The following is a 19015-nucleotide window of genomic DNA, read 5'->3' as shown; positions in this document are numbered from 1 at the left end:
AACTAATTTAATAAGAAACGTATGACTTCTATTTTAAAACTTTTTAATTTTGCGCCTAACACCTCAAGTGCGGTTTCAATAAATTTAGACATAAAGCTTTTTAGAACAAATAAATCCAGATAGCTTCTAATTAAAATTTTATAAAAAATGTCTAGAGTTTCTAAGTCTGTAAAAAATGCTAAGGTCGGTGCGTTTTTTTTTCTTATTTCAATTTTTGCTCAGTTTTTTTCTAGAAAAATTTTTCTTGACTTTCTGGGTGATGAATTTATAGGTCTCACCTCTACCTTAAGAAGCATATTGGGCTTTTTAAATTTGGCGGAATTAGGAATTGGCACTGCTATTGGTTATTCGCTTTATAAACCTATTTATAATAATAACCAATTAGAAATAAATAAAATCATATCTCTTCTAGGGGTACTATATAAAAGGATTGGTATATTTATTTTCGGTGCTGGCGCAATTGTATCTATTTTTTTACCGTACTTCTTTGGCAATACCGATTTCTCCTTATCACTAATATACTTTGTATTTTTCTCATTTTTAATGTCATCGTTATTAAGTTATTTTTTTAACTATCACATGACTTTGTTAGAGGCTGACCAAAAGGGTTATGTTGTACAAGTATATTTTCAAAGTATAAACGTTGTCAGACTTCTTATACAGGCCCTCTTAGCTTATTATTTACAAAGTTATTATGCTTGGGTAATAATGGAATTACTATTTGCTATCACATTAAGCGTTATTCTTAGAATAAAAATTAAACAGCACTATCCATGGCTAATAATAGCTTCAAAAGATGGTAGTAATTTAATAAAAGAATATCCTCAAATAATTAAAAAAACGAAGCAGCTATTTATCCATAAGATGGGTTCCTTTGTAAAAGATGGAACTGATAATATATTGATATATGCCTTAGTAAATATACAGAGTGTTGCCTTTTTTGGAAACTATCAACTTATTTTCGTGAATCTTCAAAGTTTAATAAAAGTTATTTTTGCTGGTACTGGCGCTGGTATTGGAAACTTAGTTGCCGAAAATGATAAAAAAAATATTGATAAAGTTTTTTGGGAAATGATGGCACTACAGTTTTTTATAGCTGGCTTTTTTAGTCTTGCTACTTATTACCTGATTACTCCTTTTATTGTATTGTGGATTGGAGAAGATTATGTTCTTCAAGAATCTATTCTTCTATTAATGATTGGTGTTCTATTTATTAATCTTATTAAATCTCCTGTTCAACATTTCATGAATGCTTACGGTTTGTTTTCTGATACCTGGGCACCATTTTTTGATATCATATCCAATCTAATTCTTTCTTTAATTTTGGGAAAATTATGGGGTATTTTCGGAGTACTGTCAGGAACATACTTTAGTTTAGTTGGAACTTATATGATATGGAAACCCTATTTTCTATACTCTAAAGGTTTCAATACCAGTATATGGAACTATTGGAAGCGATTTGTTCCTTTATTATTTATTTTTTTCATTACGGCTACTATTGTCAATTTTTTTCATAATAATTTTTTGACTCAGAGCAATTTTACTCTCTTAACATGGGGTTTAAATGCAATTAAGTTAAGTATCATAATTATTTTTGTGTATGGTCTCCTAATGTATATCAGTTCAAAAGGCTTTAGAGATTTTACGCTTAGAATAATAAAATTGATCAAAAATAAGGTTAGCAGAAATAGTTAAGAAATATTTATTTAACAGAATTATTTAGGAAATATTCTATCAAATTGCATCACCATCCAATTGAGGTAACAAAATTATTTTATTATAAACTTATTAAATATATAGTAGAAACTCTTGGAATTATTTTTTAGGAATTATGAAATTCACATCATTTTATTATTTGATTGAACTTAAAACTACTTTGGCATGTTCTGATGGGAAAATAAAACCTAAATTGTCTTAACGTCTATCAAATTTTGTAATATTACAAACACAATGTATATAAAAAAATTTAAATAAACACGACAGATAATATTTTCACCAAAATCAATGGCATGTGATTTAAACGATACAAGTGATTATAATTAATAACGAAAATTTAATTCTTATAGTCTATGGCTTAAATAATAAAATAGGGATTAGTAAATTCTTAATTGTAATTTTCTAAAAGAATTAAAAAAATAGTGAAAATAATTTATTAAATCATTAAAATGAAGATTCTCAGAATAGTAATATTAGCATTGGTTTTATGGAATTTACCATCAATAGCTCTTGCCACTCTGGGTCCAGCTTTTGGTAGCTCACTAAGCTTCCTAATAATTTCGCTGTTAGCATTATACTATTTTTTGGAAGAGAAGACAACTCCAAATTGGTGGATTCTATTAATTGCATTTTTATACTTCACAATCTCTAGTTTTCAATATGATGGTGAAACAAAGTTTTTTATTAATAATTTTGTAAAGTATTTTGTCTTAGTAATAGGTGGTTACGAACTTATTAAAAGAGTTAGTAAAGAAGAGCTCTTTTATTTTATTTTGTTAGGTTCTTTAAGTATAGGCATTGAAACCATATTTTTCCCAATCAGAACAGGTCGTTATGCGGGATTTTATCTTAATCCAAATGTAGCCGGATTTATTTGTATTTATGGCTATGCATTGACCTATGGCTTAAAAAATTTGCCTTTAAAACTTTTTGGACAGTTTATATTTACTCTAATGGGCTTATTGACTTTTTCTCGCACATTTATTGTAATTTGGGTATTATTAAATTTAATCTCCTTAAAAATCAGTATTAAGAATATCAGAATCCTTGGAGTTGGAGTTTTAATCTTTAGTTCCCTTTTAGTAATTGATGACATCGTAGGTTTAAACAATCCGAGGTTTACACAATTAAAAAATATTATTAATAATGAAAATGTTTCTAACCGAGAGATAACTGAAGATTCGCGCACTGACACATGGGCATTACACTATGATAAAATATATCAATCACCGATTTTTGGAAATGGATATGATACTTTTTCAGGAGAAATGGGAAAAGTTGTAGGCGTACACAATACTTATTTGTTAATTATAGGAGAAGGAGGTATAATTCCTTTTTTATTGTTTTTAGGTTATTTTATATATTTATTTTATTGGAGTATTTATTTTTTCAAGGAAACCCCCTATTTAATTATGCAAACCATCGCATTAAGTGTATTTTTGTTAGCTAATCATAACTTTTTTAATTTTTATTATCTGACACTTGTAGCAATGTGGATCCAATATCAAATTGTTAAACAAAAGCGACTTCTTTCTAACACAAATACTTTAACAGAAAACATCAATCTAAAAAATTAATTATAACTTTTCAACAATCTAAAACAAAGAAGATTAAATACAATTACTAAATTTGATTTTATCAGATTTTTATTTTTTATGAATTTTTATAAAATCGAATATTTACACTATGAAAGAAATAATTAGAGCAGATTTATTTCGTTATGAGGGTTCAACGACTATTTCAAAGGGGAAAAGAAATCCAGGTTTTAGATATATGTATTATTTGCGTAAGGCCTCTCAATACAAAAAAATGTCAGCTTTTGGTCTGTACTATTACTTTATACTTAAAAGACTTGGCTATAGATACGGATTTCAGATTCCTGTAAAAACCTCAATAGGTGAGGGTTTCTATATTGGGCATTTTGGTACTATTGTAATTAATGAAAATGCTAAAATAGGGAAGAATTGTAACATCGCTCATTTAACAACAATAGGACAGGCAAATAGAGGCAAACATAAGGGTTGCCCTACAATAGGCGATAATGTTTGGATAGGAACCGGTTGTGTGATTGCAGGGAAAATAAATATTGGAAGTAATGTGTTAATTGCCCCCAATTCATTTGTAAATATGGATATTCCTGGCAACTCAATAGTTATAGGAAATCCTGCAAAAATTATTAAGAAAGAGAACCCAACAGAGGGATATATAAACAATATTTTGAGATAAATTCCTAGCTAAAAATTTAATAAAATAATTAATATTAAGTAAAACAATAGAGTTACGTTATAATATTGGTAATACTTCACAATTTAATTTGCATCATAAATTTCGTCTGCAAAATTTAAATTCTTGCGCCTATCAACTTGCTATAATACAATTCGTAGATAATTTTTGACATAACTAATAAGTTAAAGGATTTTCGCAACAACGTTATTTTAAATACCATCATCGCAATTATGGAAAGATTATTTATTATTGAAAATTTAAAATGGTAATACTGCAACATACAAAAGTCTCAAAACCAAATTTAAACTCAATGTCTACACAAAAAAAACCGTATATTTTATATTATTAGACTCATGTACAGTAGGTTACCAAAAAATGATTACTATTGTTGCCTTAATTTTAGATAAATATATATTTAATTCTTCCTTTCATACAGTTTGTAAACCAGAAAAATTTGATTTTCATTTGAAAAGCAGATACTTAAACGAACATAAGAAACAATTTGATACACTCTTTTGAAAGATTAAAGACATGGTGGATAATTCAATTAAAACCTAAAGCCTAAATAAAAATAAGTTGCATACTATTAATTATCTCGTTCTATAAATCATCTACTTCTTTTTTAAATATACCTTCATATGAAAGAACTATTAACCATAGACCATTTAAATGAATAAAATGATCGAAGAGGTATAATTACAAATAGCTAATTCAAAAAATGGTTTGTCCCATGTCTAATTTATGAAAAAGAAAATACTTTTTATTTTACCTACCCTTACTGCTGGTGGTGCAGAGCGAGTTATTTCATTTATCGCTCAAAATATAAATGAAACCAAATATGATAGCAAAATCTTAGTCACCGGATATAAAAAGGATGCTGCTTACGTAATAGATAGTATACATGTTCATTTTTTAGAAAAAAAAAGAGTTTTAAATGCAGTTTCCAAGATTTTTTGTTATCTAATGAAACACAGACCTCATGTAGTAGTAAGCTCTATTGGACATTTAAATACAGTTATGGGGTTAATGTCTCCATTTTTTTTAAAAACTAAATTTATAATTAGAGAAGCTAGTATTATTTCTTTAATGAATCAAATACATAGCAAACCAATTTATAAAAAAAAAATTAGTATATATGATATTTTATCGCGGAGTAGTTATAAAATGGTTGATAAAATTGTTTGTCAATCTAAAGATATGGCTGATGATTTTATAAATATCTACAACGTGAAAAATCAAAATGTTACTATAATAAATAACCCTATAACAAATTTGCCTCCTTTAAAAGAAATAAATACAGACTCTCAAAAACCTATTAGCTTTTTAACAGTAGGTAGATTAAGTAAGGAAAAAGGACAATTACGAATTATCAAATTACTTGCTAAATTAAAACTCCCTTTTCATTACACAATTATTGGAGATGGTCCATTAAAAGACAATATTTTAGAAGCGATTAGAACAAACCATTTAGAAAATAAATTCACATATATCCCTTTTACTAATGAAGTCTCAAAATATATGGCTTTAAGTGATATGTTTTTACAAGGATCATATGTAGAAGGCTTTCCTAATACCGTTCTAGAAAGTTGCTGTGTAGGCACACCCGTTTTAGCATTTAACGTGCCTGGAGGAACCAAAGAAATCATTCAGCATCAAGTTAACGGATATTTAGTTGAAAGCGAAGAAGAATATTTTTTCTATTTAAACAATGCACTACCTTTCGATCCTCAAAAAGTAAGAGCTTCAGTTGAAACAAAGTTTGATAAAATGAATATAATTAAACAGTATGAATCACTATTTGACTAATTATGAATAAGGAAAAGCCTATTAGAGTTTTACATGTTTTAACAATTATGAATCTTGGTGGAGCAGAAACGATGATAATGAACTATTATAGACATATAGACAAGAATAAAGTGCAGTTTGATTTTTTGCTCCATAGAGAAGATAAAGGTTTTTTTGATGATGAGATAGAATATCTTGGTGGTAAAATCTATAGAATGCCTGCAATATCACCAAAAAATTATTTTTTATATAAAAAAAAGTTAAATATTTTTTTTTCTGAACATCCAGAATATAAAATAGTTCATTCTCATCTAAATGCGCTAAGCAGCATTATTTTGAGTGTAGCAAAAAGTAAAAATATCCCTTATAGAATTGCACATAGCCATTTAGCCGTAGAGTCCATGGTACTTAAAAACATATTCAAAAAAAATACAGATATAAAAGCTACCTTAAAAGACTTTGTCCAATCATTAATTAGAGGAAAAGTTAAAAAAGTAGCCACTCACTTTTTTGCATGTGGAGAAAAAGCTGGAGATTGGCTATTTGGACAAAAAAACAAAACTAAAGTTACAATTATTAATAATGCAATTCACGCATCATCTTTTAGTTATAATACTATAAAAGCGGATAAAATGAAAGAAGAATTTGGTATAAAAAACAAAAAAGTCATTGGTCATGTAGGACGATTTAACGAACAGAAAAATCATTTTTTATTAATTAAAATATTTAATGAAATTTACAAGAAAAATAATAACTGTGTCTTATTACTTATTGGTAATGGCAACTTAAAAGACAAAGTAAAAGAAGAAGCTAAACGCTTAAATATTTATAAAAATATTCTCTTTCTAGGGTTAAGGGATGATATTCCTGAACTATTGCAGGGCTTCGATTTATTTTTGTTCCCATCATTATATGAAGGATTGCCTGTAACTCTAATTGAGGCTCAGGCCTCTGGGCTAAAAATAATTACCTCTAGCACGGTAACGAAGGAAGTAGACATAACTGGACTTATAACATTTATAGACCTTGAAAAACCAGAATTTCATTGGGCAGAAAGTGTATTAAATAACATTAATTATAATAGAAAAAATACCTTTAATCAAATTAAAGAAGGTGGATATGATATCTTTGAAAATGCAAAAAAATTACAAATATTTTATTTAAATATAATATAGGAAATAAACGGATAGATAAAAAAATCAAGAAAGTATATTGCAATTAAGCAAATGCATGAGTGTAATGAATTACTTATTTTTCTATATAATTATAATTAAAGATGGTGTATTAAATGAGTCAAAAATTAACAGTTTGGTTTTTATGGTAATGATTCGATTATCGGTAATATATTTAAGCTATAGAAAGCAACCAATTTATTATAATGACAAAACATTAAAGAAATAGTCATGGTAGTGACGAATAAAAATTTTTAAATGCTTAGGTACAATGTGCGGAATAAACGGAATTTTAAATAATAGTCACAAAGAAGAAGGATTGTTAAAAACTGAATTAGCAAAAATGAACCAGCTCATTTTCCATCGTGGTCCAGATGATGATGGCTTTTATATTGACACTTCTGGATCAATTTCTGTCGCTATGGCCATGCGCCGCCTCTCTATTATAGATTTAAGTACAGGGGAGCAACCTATGTACTCCAATGACAATAACATTGCTATAGTTTTTAATGGTGAAATTTATAATTTTAGAATTATAAAGCAACAACTAGAAAGTTCTGGAGTAATTTTTAAGACGATGAGCGATACTGAAGTTATACTAAAACTCTATGAACAAAAAGGTGTTGCCGCATTTAAAGAATTGGATGGAATGTTCGCGTTTAGCATTCACGACAAAGTCAAAAATAAAGTGTTTATAGCAAGAGATTTTTTCGGAGAAAAACCCTTGTATTACACTAAGACAACAACAGATTTCATCTACGGCTCTGAACTAAAATCAATTGTAAGTTGCCTTGCCAAAACCCCTGCAATTTCCAAAGAAGGTCTAAATCTTTACTTTAGATTGACCTATATACCCTCGCCATATTCTATATATCAGGATATTTTTAAACTACCAAGTAATCATTATATTGATTTTGACTTAGGCACAGACCAATACTCCATTCACGAGATTGAAAAACCCAAATCCACGGAAAAGCAAGACATTTCATTTTGTAGTGCGAAAAAAGAGGTCTACAACAAAGTAATGGAAAGTGTAGAAAGTAGGTCAGTTGCAGATGTCTCCTTAGGTACATTTTTATCTGGAGGGGTAGATTCTTCAGTAGTAACACATTGTCTATCTCAAATAACTAATGAAAGGGTAGAAACATTTTCAATTGGATTTGCAAGAAAAGATTATGACGAAACCGACAAATCGCAGGTGGTTGCAAAACTCGTCAATAGCAATCACCATGAATTCATTGTTAAAGAAGAGGATTTTAAAAATGGAATTGACAATATTCTGTTAAATTTTGATGAACCATTTGCCGACTCCTCTGCCCTACCTACCTATCTGGTATCGAAACATGCAAGCGATTATGTCAAAGTGGCTTTAACTGGAGATGGCGGTGACGAAGTTTTTGGAGGATACAATAAATATTATATGGGCAAATTAAACAATAAATACACCTCTATAGTTCCAAAATCCGTTCATAAGAGGATTTTAAAACTCTCTTCTGGATTACTGAATACTAAAGATGACAACAGAGGAAAACGTTTTAGAGTTAACCGATTGTTTAATGCATTTGATTATGACGGAAATCAGTATTGGAACATTATCTCATTAGCCTTCAGTGATTCCGAAAAATCACAATTACTAAAACACAATTATGTAATTACTGATACATTTGCAGAATTTAAAGAAAAATATAATCAGCAAAATCCCAAAAGTTTAACAGACTTTAGAATGATTGATAAGAACGTTAGTTTAGAAGGTGATATGCTGGTGAAAGTGGATAGAACAAGTATGCTTAATTCTATAGAATGTAGAGCTCCTTTTTTAAATAAAAGCATATGGGATTTAACAAACTCATTACCCGAAAGTTACTTGTTAAATGGATGGAATAAAAAATACATACTCAAAGAGGCTTTTGTGGATAAATTTCCGCCTAACTTTTTAAATAAATCCAAGCAAGGGTTCGGAGTTCCTGTTGGAGACTGGCTGAGAGGTAGTTTAAGACCAGAGCTAGAATCTTATATTGCACCAAAATTTTTAGAGTCCCAAGGTATTTTTAATGATGCTTTTATTGGCAACTTGGTCAATAAACATATTTCCGGAAAAGAAGATCGAAGTATGCAGGTTTGGTGCTTTTATACATTTCAGAAATGGTATTTAAACACTTACTTAATGCTTAATTAACAATGAAAAAAATTATACGTGTTACCACCATTCCAGGCTCAATATGGGCCTTATTGAAGGGTCAATTACATTTTATGAGTAATTATTATGAAGTCATTGGAATATCGAGTAAAACTAGCGATTTTTACAAAATTTCAGAAAATGAAGGCGTGAGAACAATTCCAGTTGAAATGACAAGAACTATAACTCCCTTAAGAGATTTAATAGGACTTTATAAACTGTTTCATATTTTTAAAAAGGAAAAGCCCTTTATAGTTCATACCCATACCCCAAAAGCGGGTACCCTAGGAATGTTTGCTGCCAAATTAGCTGGCGTACCACATAGGCTCCACACGGTGGCAGGATTGCCCTTGCTTGAAACCGACGGATTTAAACGAGAGCTTTTAAATAGGGTTGAAAAGTTGACCTATACCTCGGCAACATTAATTTTACCTAACTCCTTCGCTCTAAAAGATATTATAATAAACCAAAATTTTTGCAAGGAAGATAAGTTAAAAGTCATAGCAAATGGAAGCTCGAATGGTATTGATACAGACCATTATGATTTAAAGAAAGTACCGGTGGAGAGTGTCGAAAAAATTAAAAATCAGCTCAAGATTAGGACATCTGATACCGTGTTTTTGTTCATTGGGCGCATTGTGAAGGACAAGGGTATAAATGAGCTCATTCTTGCCTTTAATGAGATCACAAATTCTCATGATAATGTCCAATTGATTCTGGTAGGCTATAAAGAATCAGATTTAGATCCGATAAGTCCGGAAAGCGAGTTTTTAATTGTTAATAATCCAAAAATTCATGAAGTGGGCAATATTAAGGACATTAGACCTTATGTTGCATTAAGTAATGTTTTAACTTTTCCTTCTTACAGAGAAGGATTTCCCAACGTCGTTTTACAAGCAAGTTGCATGGAAAAACCTTGTATCGTTACAGATATTAATGGATGTAATGAAATCATAAAAGATAACTATAACGGATTAATCATTCCAACCAAAGATAGTATGGCCTTAAGAGATGCCATGTTGAAACTGCATAACAACCCACAACTAACTCAGGATTTAGCAAAAAACGCTCGACCGAATATTATAAATAAGTATCAACGAAGTATAGTTTGGGAAGAGTTACTTGATCTATATAATAACCTAAATTGATAATGATTTACAAAACCTTTATAAAACGTCCTTTTGACTTTTTAGCAGCCTTCTTTGGCCTTTTAATTATTTCCCCCCTATTTATCTTTTTAGTTATTTGTTTTTTAATAGTTAATAATGGGAAACCATTCTTTTATCAGCTCCGAACCGGAAAGAATGGAAAAATATTTACAATTATTAAATTTAAGACAATGAATGATAAAGTGGATAAGTTTGGAGAATTACTCCCTGGTCTGCAAAGAGTGACCAAGGTTGGAAACCTATGCCGTAAATTGTCATTAGATGAATTGCCTCAATTAATAAATATAATTAAAGGCGATATGAGCTTAATTGGTCCACGGCCTCTTCTGCCACAATATTTAGAATTATATAATCAACGACAGTTTAAGCGGCATGAGGTTTTACCAGGAATTACCGGTTGGGCGCAAGTGAACGGACGAAACGCCATAAGTTGGGAACAGAAATTTGAATTGGATGTTTACTACGTTGAAAATCAATCCCCTTCATTGGATTTTAAGATAATCTTAAAAACAATTGACAAAGTAATTAACCGAGCAGATATTAACAACTCTGAAAATATAGATATGCCCTATTTTGAAGGCACTAAAAGTCATAACGAAAATTAATCCTTTATATAATATTCAAATGTTTATATTCTCTCAAAAACATTTGCGGTAAAAACTTTTCCTCCATATAAAGATACGATTCATTATGTATATTCATTCCATTATCTATTAACGCAATACTTTTCCAACCTAATTTGTTTGGGGCAATAAAATCCTTCTTTAAATTATCGGCTATATAATAATATACTTTTCCAGGCAAGGAGTGTTCAATGGCCTTAAAATTCGCTAAGGCCGGTTTTTCAGAACCAAATTCCTCAGAAATAATAATAGAATCAATATATTCTAATATGCCTAAACTATTAAGTTTAACCCGTTGTGTGGTTGATCTACCATCAGTTATAACCGCAATTTTGCCGTTTTTGGATTTGATAGCCTGAAAAATCTCCATAACGCCATCAAATAATTTAATATCTGGATTATGATGTCGGTACATATTTACGAATTCCTGAATTTCTCTATTATAATTATGAGATAAAAATTCAAAAACATTAATTCCACTTCTATATAAAGAAAACATTCGGGAATATAATTTCTCCCACATGTTTGGTTCTAGAGATTTGGCAATGGCCTTATATGCCGATTTTAAAAAATCCAATTCATTATATAAGGTGTCATCTAAATCAAAAACAACGACCGTCTCCGAATCAACCTTTATATCCATGAACTATTATTTCATCATCATAACGAATCATTAACAAATCGCTTTCCCATACTTCAAATTTTTCTTCTATCTGCTTACCCAGTAAATACTCCTCAATGATCCACTTCGAAAAATTAGCACCAGATAAGTAAGACAATGGGTAGCCACCACCAAATCGGGGATTGATTTCAATACCCACTATTTTTGATGAATCAGATTTATGAAGAAAAAATTGAGTTGTAAGGCAGCCAATGGCCCCTTCAATGTGAGTCAAATTTTTCCTAATGTAGGGAACTAACGCATTGTTTTCAGTCAGAGCTTTATAGACCTCACCATCTCTAACCTCTAGTCTTTTTCTAGGTACGACGCATTTTAATTTGTGATTTTTACCGTAATACAAATCACAGGTAAATTCATCATAGTCATCATGATCCAGGTATTCCAAAAACATCAACTTGTCGTTGTTTAAATGATATTCTGTAAGATCAGCCTCAGACTTTACAATATAGGTGTCTACACTCCTACTTCCATCTGTAGGTTTTATAAAAAGTGGTAATTGATAATCTTCCTTAGAATATTCTTTGGCAACTTGCACATTATTATCTCTGAAAAATTCATGAATCAATCGTTTGTCTCTACATTTAGAAACAAAATCCACTGAAGAAATGACCACGATTATTCCTTCCTCCTTAAATCTTTCTTTATTTTGCGCCAATTCCAACAGTTCCGTATCTATTGTTGGAATGATTAATCGGATACTATGTGTTTTACATAAATCTATTAAAACATCTATATAATCAGGTTCATCGAGTCTTGGTGCCTTGAAATAATTATCCGCAACTTGACAGGCGGCTGACAATATTGGACTCGAATCTGTAGTAAACACTTTTCCCATCGGGTCAAAAGCTTTTAATTCCTTTTGAAACGATCTTACAAGAGAAACTCTACGTCCTGCTGAAGTTATTAAAATGTTCATATGTCCGATTTAGAAAACTACTTTTTACATATTTTGTTTGAGATGATAAATATAATGTAGATAATACAAATTTAGACATAATAACGCCATAAAACTTATAATTAAGACATATCAATGGACTAAGACACCATTTTATTATAGTAAGAACTAACACTGTATTATGTTCTCTATTCCTTTAACATCGTAAATATCTACTTTTAATCGTTTAAATTGTCTCCGTTTGGTCAGAATATTGCATATTTAACCAATATTTAGATCGTGTCCCAGATCCCTGTATTGACATGGAATTGAATAGTAATTTTAAATTACTCAACAATTTTTGCTTATGAAACCGAAAATTTGGCTGTCCTCACCGCACATGAGCGGAAAAGAATTACCTTACATTAATCAAGCTTTTGAATCTAACTGGGTTGCTCCTTTAGGGCCTAACGTCAATGGTTTTGAACTTGACCTTAAAACATATTTGGAGGAAGACCGTCACGTGGCAGCATTGGCTTCGGGAACCTCTGCCCTGCATTTGAGTCTAATATTGCTTGGCGTAGGTTATGGAGATGAAGTTATTTGTCAAAGTAAAACCTTTTCAGCTTCAGCAAATCCTATAGTGTACCAAGGAGCAACTCCTATTTTTGTGGATAGTGAACGTGAGACTTGGAATATGTGCCCAATCCAACTGGAAACAGCAATTAAAGACAGAATTGCAAGGGGCAAAAAGCCCAAAGCCATTATTGCTGTTCACTTATATGGTATGCCTTATAAAGTGGATGAAATTAATAATGTTGGTTTAAAATACGACATTCCTATAATTGAGGATAGCGCAGAGTCCTTAGGAAGTGAGTATAAAGGGCAAAAATGTGGAACATTTGGTGATTTGTCTATCTTATCTTTTAATGGCAATAAAATTATTACTACTTCGGGAGGCGGGGCACTGGTAACAAAAACCAAATCTCTCAAGGAAAAAGCCGTTTTTCTAGCTACGCAAGCGCGAGATGATGCACCACATTATTTACATTCCCACATAGGATATAACTATAGAATGTCAAATATAATAGCAGGAATAGGTCGCGGTCAAATGACTATTCTGGATAGCCATGTCTCAAACCGTCGCTCTAATCACGAGTTTTATTTAAATTCGTTAAAGGACATTAATAATATTGTATTTTTACAAGAACCTAATGGTCATTTTTCAAATCGATGGTTGTCCTGTATACTATTGGAGTCCATGACAATTAGAGAAGGCTTAAGACTCATGCTCGAAAAGGAAAATATTGAGTCTCGACCATTGTGGAAGCCAATGCATCAACAACCGATATTTAAGGAAGCACCACGATATTTAAATGGTGTTTCAGACGAACTGTTTGAAAGAGGCCTTTGTTTGCCTAGTGGATCAAATTTAAATGATGATGAACGTGATAGAGTATTGAGTACAATTAAAACATATTTTAATGCATGATGTACAAGTTTTTACATAAAATATCCAACAAATATGCATCCAAATGGTTGGTGCTTTTTTTAGATATCTGTATTGTCATTGTGAGCTTATTTCTGGCCTATTTTATCCGATTTAATTTTATAATTGATTTTGATCTTAATTTAATGATCGCCCAAATTCCGTATGTCGCTCTAGCTGCTTTGATTAGCTTTTTATCGGTAAGATCGCATAAAGGGGTCGTTCGCTTTACTGGTTATAAGGACATCATAAATATCATCATTGGTGTAAATATTTTGGCTACACTTTTGATAATCTCTACTTATTTTAGCCGTCAATACAATTACAGTTATATATTTGATATTCCTGGCTCAATAATTTACATCCATTTACTCCTAAACATCCTGCTCATCATAGGTTTTAAACTCTCAATAAAATCGCTTTACAATGCGATAAATAACGATTTTACCGCCACTAAAAACATCCTGATCTTCGGTGCTGGAAATTCAGGGATGATTACTTATGATGCTATTAGCAATGACCCCCAGAACAGTTACATTGTAATAGGTTTTATTGACGATAATGAAAGCAAGGTTGGGAAAAAAATAAACCTGTTGCCCGTCTACAATTTGGATCGGATTACCTCTGAATTTGTTTTAAAGCATCATATCGAAGAAATTATCGTATCCATACAAAATATTGACCCAACAAGATTGCTCCAAATCACAGGCTATCTGTTTGATTTAGGGTTACATGTAAAAATTGTTCCACCGGTCCAAAATTGGATAGAGGGCGATTTAAGCATTGGACAAATTAAGGATGTTAAAATTGAGGATTTACTCGGAAGGGATCCAATCTCTATCATTAATCCTACAGATGAATATGATAACAGAGTTATTTTAATTACAGGTGCTGCGGGATCAATAGGAAGTGAAATATGTAGAAAAGTAAGTTTCTATAATTATAAAAAGCTAATACTTGTGGATAATTCGGAGTCTGCACTTTATGATCTCCAACAAGAATTCAGACAAAAAGGTCTAAAAAACATTGAATGTATTGTTGCGGATATCCGGAACAGAACTAGAATAGAACAAATAATTAACGAATATAAACCAAAATTAATTTTCCATGCTGCTGCTTATAAACATGTTCCATTAATGGAAAACAATCCCTTTGAAGCAGTAAGTGTAAATATTGGTGGAACTAAAAATGTTGCGGATATGGCCGTTAAGCATGGGGTTGATAAGTTTGTGTTGATCTCAACCGATAAAGCGGTGAATCCCACAAATGTTATGGGAGCAACCAAGCGCATGGCTGAGTTATATGTAACATGCCTCAAAGGTAAAGGACATACTAAATTTATTACTACTCGGTTTGGGAATGTTCTAGGATCAAATGGGTCAGTAATTCCATTATTTAAAAAACAAATTGAAAAAGGTGGACCGTTAACAGTGACACATAAGGATATCACTCGTTATTTCATGACAATACCGGAAGCATGTCAACTGGTTATCGAAGCTGCAGCAATGGGTAATGGCGGAGAGATTTTTGTATTCGACATGGGAGTACCTATTAAAATTTTTGACCTTGCTAAAAACATGATTATCCTTTCGGGATTACGTTATCCAGAGGATGTAGAAATTAAAATTACAGGATTACGACCTGGCGAAAAAATTTACGAAGAACTTCTGGCAGACGGCGAAAATACTACAAGAACATACCATGAAAAAATAATGATTGCTAAATCTAGATATGTAGATATCGATCATGTCGAACGACAAATTAATAAGCTTTGTGGTGTGAACTCTATAACACAACCCTTGGAGATAGTATCTTATATTAAGCTATTGATCCCAGAATATATCTCTAATAATTCTACATACGAAGTTTTAGATATTAAAAAATAATCCTCAATATTTCGAATCTTTTAAACTATATTCATGAAAACACCTTTTATTATAATTTTAGTCCTATCCATTGCCTTGGCTACCTCTTGTGCAACACCTAAAGATCTAGTTTATTTTCAAGATGAACCTTTAAGTGCAGGGTACATAGATTCATCTCCAGAACAGTTAATTTACAAACCAGATGATATTTTGACAATAAACGTCTCTGCTGCTGATCCAATTGCAGCGCAACCCTTTAACCTAGCGCTTATTTCTGCAAGTGAAGATCTTGTAAATGTATCAGGAGGCTCAAGACAGCAAACTTATTTAATAGATTACAATGGAAATATTGAATTTCCTGTTTTAGGTACACTCCATATTGCGGGAATGACACGAATTGAACTGACGGAAATGTTAAAAGAAAAAATAAGTGAATACGCTAAAGATCCTATTATTAATATTAGATTGGTAAACTTTACTGTGACCATTATAGGAGAGGTTGGAAATCCTGGAACCTACACAATTCAGGATGAGCGCATCTCACTTCCGGAAGCACTTGGTATGGCAAAAGATTTGACAATTTATGGCAAACGCCAGAATGTTTTATTGATTCGGGAAGTAGACGGGAAAAAGAAATTTGCAAAAATAGATCTGACCTCCGTTAATGCCATTAGTTCCCCATTATATTATTTACAGCAGAATGATGTGATTGTTGTAGAACCGAATAAAGCCAAAATTAGATCATCAAGTTATAATCAAAACAATTCTGTCCTAATTTCCGCAATCGGTACGTTGACCACAATAATCGCAGTGTTCTTAATAAAATAATATTAGATTTATAATAATTAATATGGAATCCAAAAATACGAATTCAACTCATGAAATTAGGAAAACAGTAGATCTCTATCTTTCAAGATGGAAGTTAATTCTATTTTTCGTGATTTTAGCCTTAGGTATTGCCTTCGCTTATCTACGATATACCACCTATCAATATCAGGCTTCTGCAACTATTAAGATAAAAGACGATAAGCAGTCACAAAAACTACCAAGTATATCTGAAATGAGTAAAGGGAGTTTATTTTCAGATGGCAACAGTAAAATAAACGATGAGATTGAAGTCATAACTTCTAGATCTATTATCTCCAATGTTGTAAGAAAACTTGATCTCAATATAGGATACTATCATCAGGGTAAAATTAAAGAACAGGAGTTATATGATAATCCACCAATAAAGCTTAATTTTTTCGCTAATGATTCAATTATTCATCAGGTGGATACTACAATGTATATTAAGATAAAATCCCAATCTGAATTTTTAGTGTTTAAAGATGACGGGAAATCTATTTTAGACCGTGATGATACGGATGGTCAACTCTTTTCCTTTGGAGATCGTATAAAAACAGGATTTGGCGATATGGTCATTGTGCCAAATATTAATAAGTACCAACCTCAAATAGGAAGTAATTTAAAAATCACAATTAGTCCTATCTCGACTCTTGTAAATAAATATCAAAATTTAATAGCAACCACGGTTGAAAAAGAGTCCACTGTAATTAAATTGTGGCTTAACGATAATATTGCAAGTCGTGCAGTTGATATCTTAAACGAAATCATTAGGCAATACAATAATGATGTTATTTTGGATAAAGAAGAAGTTATAAAGGTGACTTCTGACTTTATAAACAATCGTCTTGAATTGGTCTTTAAAGAATTAGAAGAAGTAGATTTCAGCGCAGAACAGATACAAAAGCGAAATAATTTAACTGCATTAGGGTCTCAAGCCAATATTTATTTAGAAAGTGAGAAACAGAATGAATTTCAGATTAGTTCCACTGCGAATACAATTCAGTTAATTGATTATTTACAAGACGAATTAAAAGAAAACAATAAACGCTCTGATCTTTTACCATCGAATATAGGCATTGACGATCCAAATATTGCACAAGTCACCAGAAGTCATAATGAATTGGTTGCCCAACGTGATAAAATATTGAAAAATTCGAGTGAAAAAAATCCAGTAGTCATCAATTTAAATAATCAAATTGATGCATTAAAGCAAAATCTTGGAAGCTCTTTGGAAAGTATGAAGAGAACCAGTCAAATAACACTTAATAGTCTGAATCGAGAAGATGCTAGGATCCGCGGGCAACTTTATACCGCACCTACCAAGCAAAGACAATTGAGAGATATTGAGCGCCAACAGGGCATCAAAGAATCACTGTACATGTTTTTATTGGAGAAGAGAGAAGAGTCAGCAATTAGTTTAGGAATGTTTACACCAAATGCTAAAGTTATCGATGCCGCCTACACTGATTTTAGTCCTGTTGCTCCTAATAAGATGCTCACCTATTTGGGAGCATTATTGTTCGGATTTGCCATTCCAATTGGTTTTGTTTTTCTTAAAGACATGCTAGATACGAAGATCTACGATAAAGAAGATTTACTGAGCACACTCAAGATTCCTTATATTGGAGATATTCCACAAACCAGTAAGAAAACGCGCCTCATAGATAAAGTCGACTATTCACCAAAAGCTGAATCTTTCAGGATCTTAAGATCTAATATAGATTTTCTATTAAAAGATCATAATACACGTGCCAAGAAAATTTTTATTACATCAACCAGGGCGCAGGAAGGCAAATCACATACAAGCACCAACTTGGCTTCATCCATTTCATTTTCTGAGAAATCAGTTTTATTGATTGAGATGGATATTCGTGTGCCAAAAGTGATGCAGTACTTGAACGAGAGACCGTCATCCCAAATTGGATTATCTGACTTTCTTGCGGATAAATCTATTGCACCGGATCAAATTGTAACCAAACTAAAGAATAATAATTTTTTAGATGTGATAGCAGCAGGGACAATCCCTCCTAACCCATCAGAACTTTTAATAAATGACAGGGTTGCAGAATTATTCAGCTATTTTGATGAGAAATATGATTATATTATTGTAGACGCCTCAGCTGTTGGATTAGTAAGCGATACATTACTGATCGCCAAGTATGCAGATATGTTTATTTATGTCGTCAGCGCGGATAATATTGATAAGCGACATTTAGTTGCGGTGGCCAAGCCGCTGTATGAAGATCATAGACTCCCAAAAATGAATCTGTTGTTAAACGGAACTAACTTTGATAAAAAAGGTTACGGATACGGATACGGATATGGAGATAATCCTGAAAACAAGAAAAAGTGGTATCAGTTTACTTAATTTAAAAATCATAAATAAAAAAAC

Annotated in this window: 14 protein-coding genes; 12 read left to right on the top strand and 2 right to left on the bottom strand. The window is 31.5% G+C overall.

Annotated elements, in window-relative coordinates:
- Positions 1-147: 147 nt before the first annotated feature.
- From ESZ48_RS14215 to ESZ48_RS14180, 8 genes are all read left to right on the top strand, one after another.
- Positions 148-1695, top strand: a complete 1548-nt coding sequence (locus tag ESZ48_RS14215) for a lipopolysaccharide biosynthesis protein (RefSeq protein ID WP_129018168.1) — start codon at positions 148-150, stop codon at positions 1693-1695.
- A 470-nt stretch (positions 1696-2165) separates the two neighbouring features.
- Positions 2166-3293, top strand: coding sequence for an O-antigen ligase family protein (locus ESZ48_RS14210; protein ID WP_129018167.1), 1128 nt, complete (start codon positions 2166-2168; stop codon positions 3291-3293).
- A 109-nt stretch (positions 3294-3402) separates the two neighbouring features.
- Positions 3403-3942 (top strand): serine O-acetyltransferase, encoded by a 540-nt coding sequence (locus ESZ48_RS14205; protein ID WP_129018166.1) that lies wholly within the window; start codon positions 3403-3405, stop codon positions 3940-3942.
- A gap of 741 nt (positions 3943-4683) precedes the next feature.
- Positions 4684-5748 (top strand): glycosyltransferase, encoded by a 1065-nt coding sequence (locus ESZ48_RS14200; protein ID WP_129018165.1) that lies wholly within the window; start codon positions 4684-4686, stop codon positions 5746-5748.
- A gap of 2 nt (positions 5749-5750) precedes the next feature.
- A complete protein-coding gene (locus ESZ48_RS14195; protein WP_129018164.1) occupies positions 5751-6902 on the top strand; it encodes a glycosyltransferase family 1 protein in 1152 nt (383 codons plus the stop codon).
- A gap of 268 nt (positions 6903-7170) precedes the next feature.
- Positions 7171-9075 (top strand): asparagine synthase (glutamine-hydrolyzing), encoded by a 1905-nt coding sequence (gene asnB, locus ESZ48_RS14190; protein ID WP_129018163.1) that lies wholly within the window; start codon positions 7171-7173, stop codon positions 9073-9075.
- A 2-nt stretch (positions 9076-9077) separates the two neighbouring features.
- Complete coding sequence (locus tag ESZ48_RS14185; RefSeq protein WP_129018162.1) at positions 9078-10223, top strand: glycosyltransferase family 4 protein; 1146 nt, start codon at positions 9078-9080, stop codon at positions 10221-10223.
- Between the two features lie 5 nt (positions 10224-10228).
- Entirely contained in the window at positions 10229-10849 is a 621-nt protein-coding gene (locus ESZ48_RS14180; RefSeq protein ID WP_129018196.1) for a sugar transferase, read from the top strand.
- 4 nt (positions 10850-10853) lie between these two features.
- On the opposite strand, the gene ESZ48_RS14175 is transcribed toward ESZ48_RS14180, so the two are convergent.
- Both ESZ48_RS14175 and ESZ48_RS14170 read right to left on the bottom strand, forming a co-directional pair.
- A complete protein-coding gene (locus ESZ48_RS14175) occupies positions 10854-11510 on the bottom strand; it encodes an HAD family hydrolase (RefSeq protein ID WP_129018161.1) in 657 nt (218 codons plus the stop codon).
- Positions 11494-12465: an ATP-grasp domain-containing protein gene (locus tag ESZ48_RS14170; protein ID WP_129018160.1), complete on the bottom strand. Its 972-nt coding sequence runs from the start codon at positions 12463-12465 to the stop codon at positions 11494-11496. The genes ESZ48_RS14175 and ESZ48_RS14170 overlap by 17 nt, the downstream gene beginning before the upstream one ends.
- 325 nt (positions 12466-12790) lie before the next feature.
- Between ESZ48_RS14170 and ESZ48_RS14165 the strand changes: the two genes are divergently transcribed.
- Genes ESZ48_RS14165 through ESZ48_RS14150 form a run of 4 tightly spaced genes read left to right on the top strand, consistent with a single transcriptional unit; the run spans position 12791 to position 18991 of the window.
- Positions 12791-13915, top strand: coding sequence for a DegT/DnrJ/EryC1/StrS family aminotransferase (locus tag ESZ48_RS14165; RefSeq protein ID WP_129018159.1), 1125 nt, complete (start codon positions 12791-12793; stop codon positions 13913-13915).
- A complete protein-coding gene (locus ESZ48_RS14160) occupies positions 13912-15798 on the top strand; it encodes a polysaccharide biosynthesis protein (RefSeq protein WP_129018158.1) in 1887 nt (628 codons plus the stop codon). The genes ESZ48_RS14165 and ESZ48_RS14160 overlap by 4 nt, the downstream gene beginning before the upstream one ends.
- A gap of 33 nt (positions 15799-15831) precedes the next feature.
- Positions 15832-16605, top strand: a complete 774-nt coding sequence (locus tag ESZ48_RS14155) for a polysaccharide biosynthesis/export family protein (RefSeq protein WP_129018157.1) — start codon at positions 15832-15834, stop codon at positions 16603-16605.
- A gap of 22 nt (positions 16606-16627) precedes the next feature.
- Positions 16628-18991, top strand: coding sequence for a GumC family protein (locus ESZ48_RS14150; protein ID WP_129018156.1), 2364 nt, complete (start codon positions 16628-16630; stop codon positions 18989-18991).
- Positions 18992-19015: the final 24 nt, after the last annotated feature.

It is taken from the genome of Gelidibacter gilvus (assembly GCF_004115975.1).
GTDB classification, from domain to species: domain Bacteria; phylum Bacteroidota; class Bacteroidia; order Flavobacteriales; family Flavobacteriaceae; genus Gelidibacter; species Gelidibacter gilvus.
The sequence above is the reverse complement of the archived record's forward strand: the minus strand, read 5'-3'. Positions and strand labels throughout refer to the sequence as shown.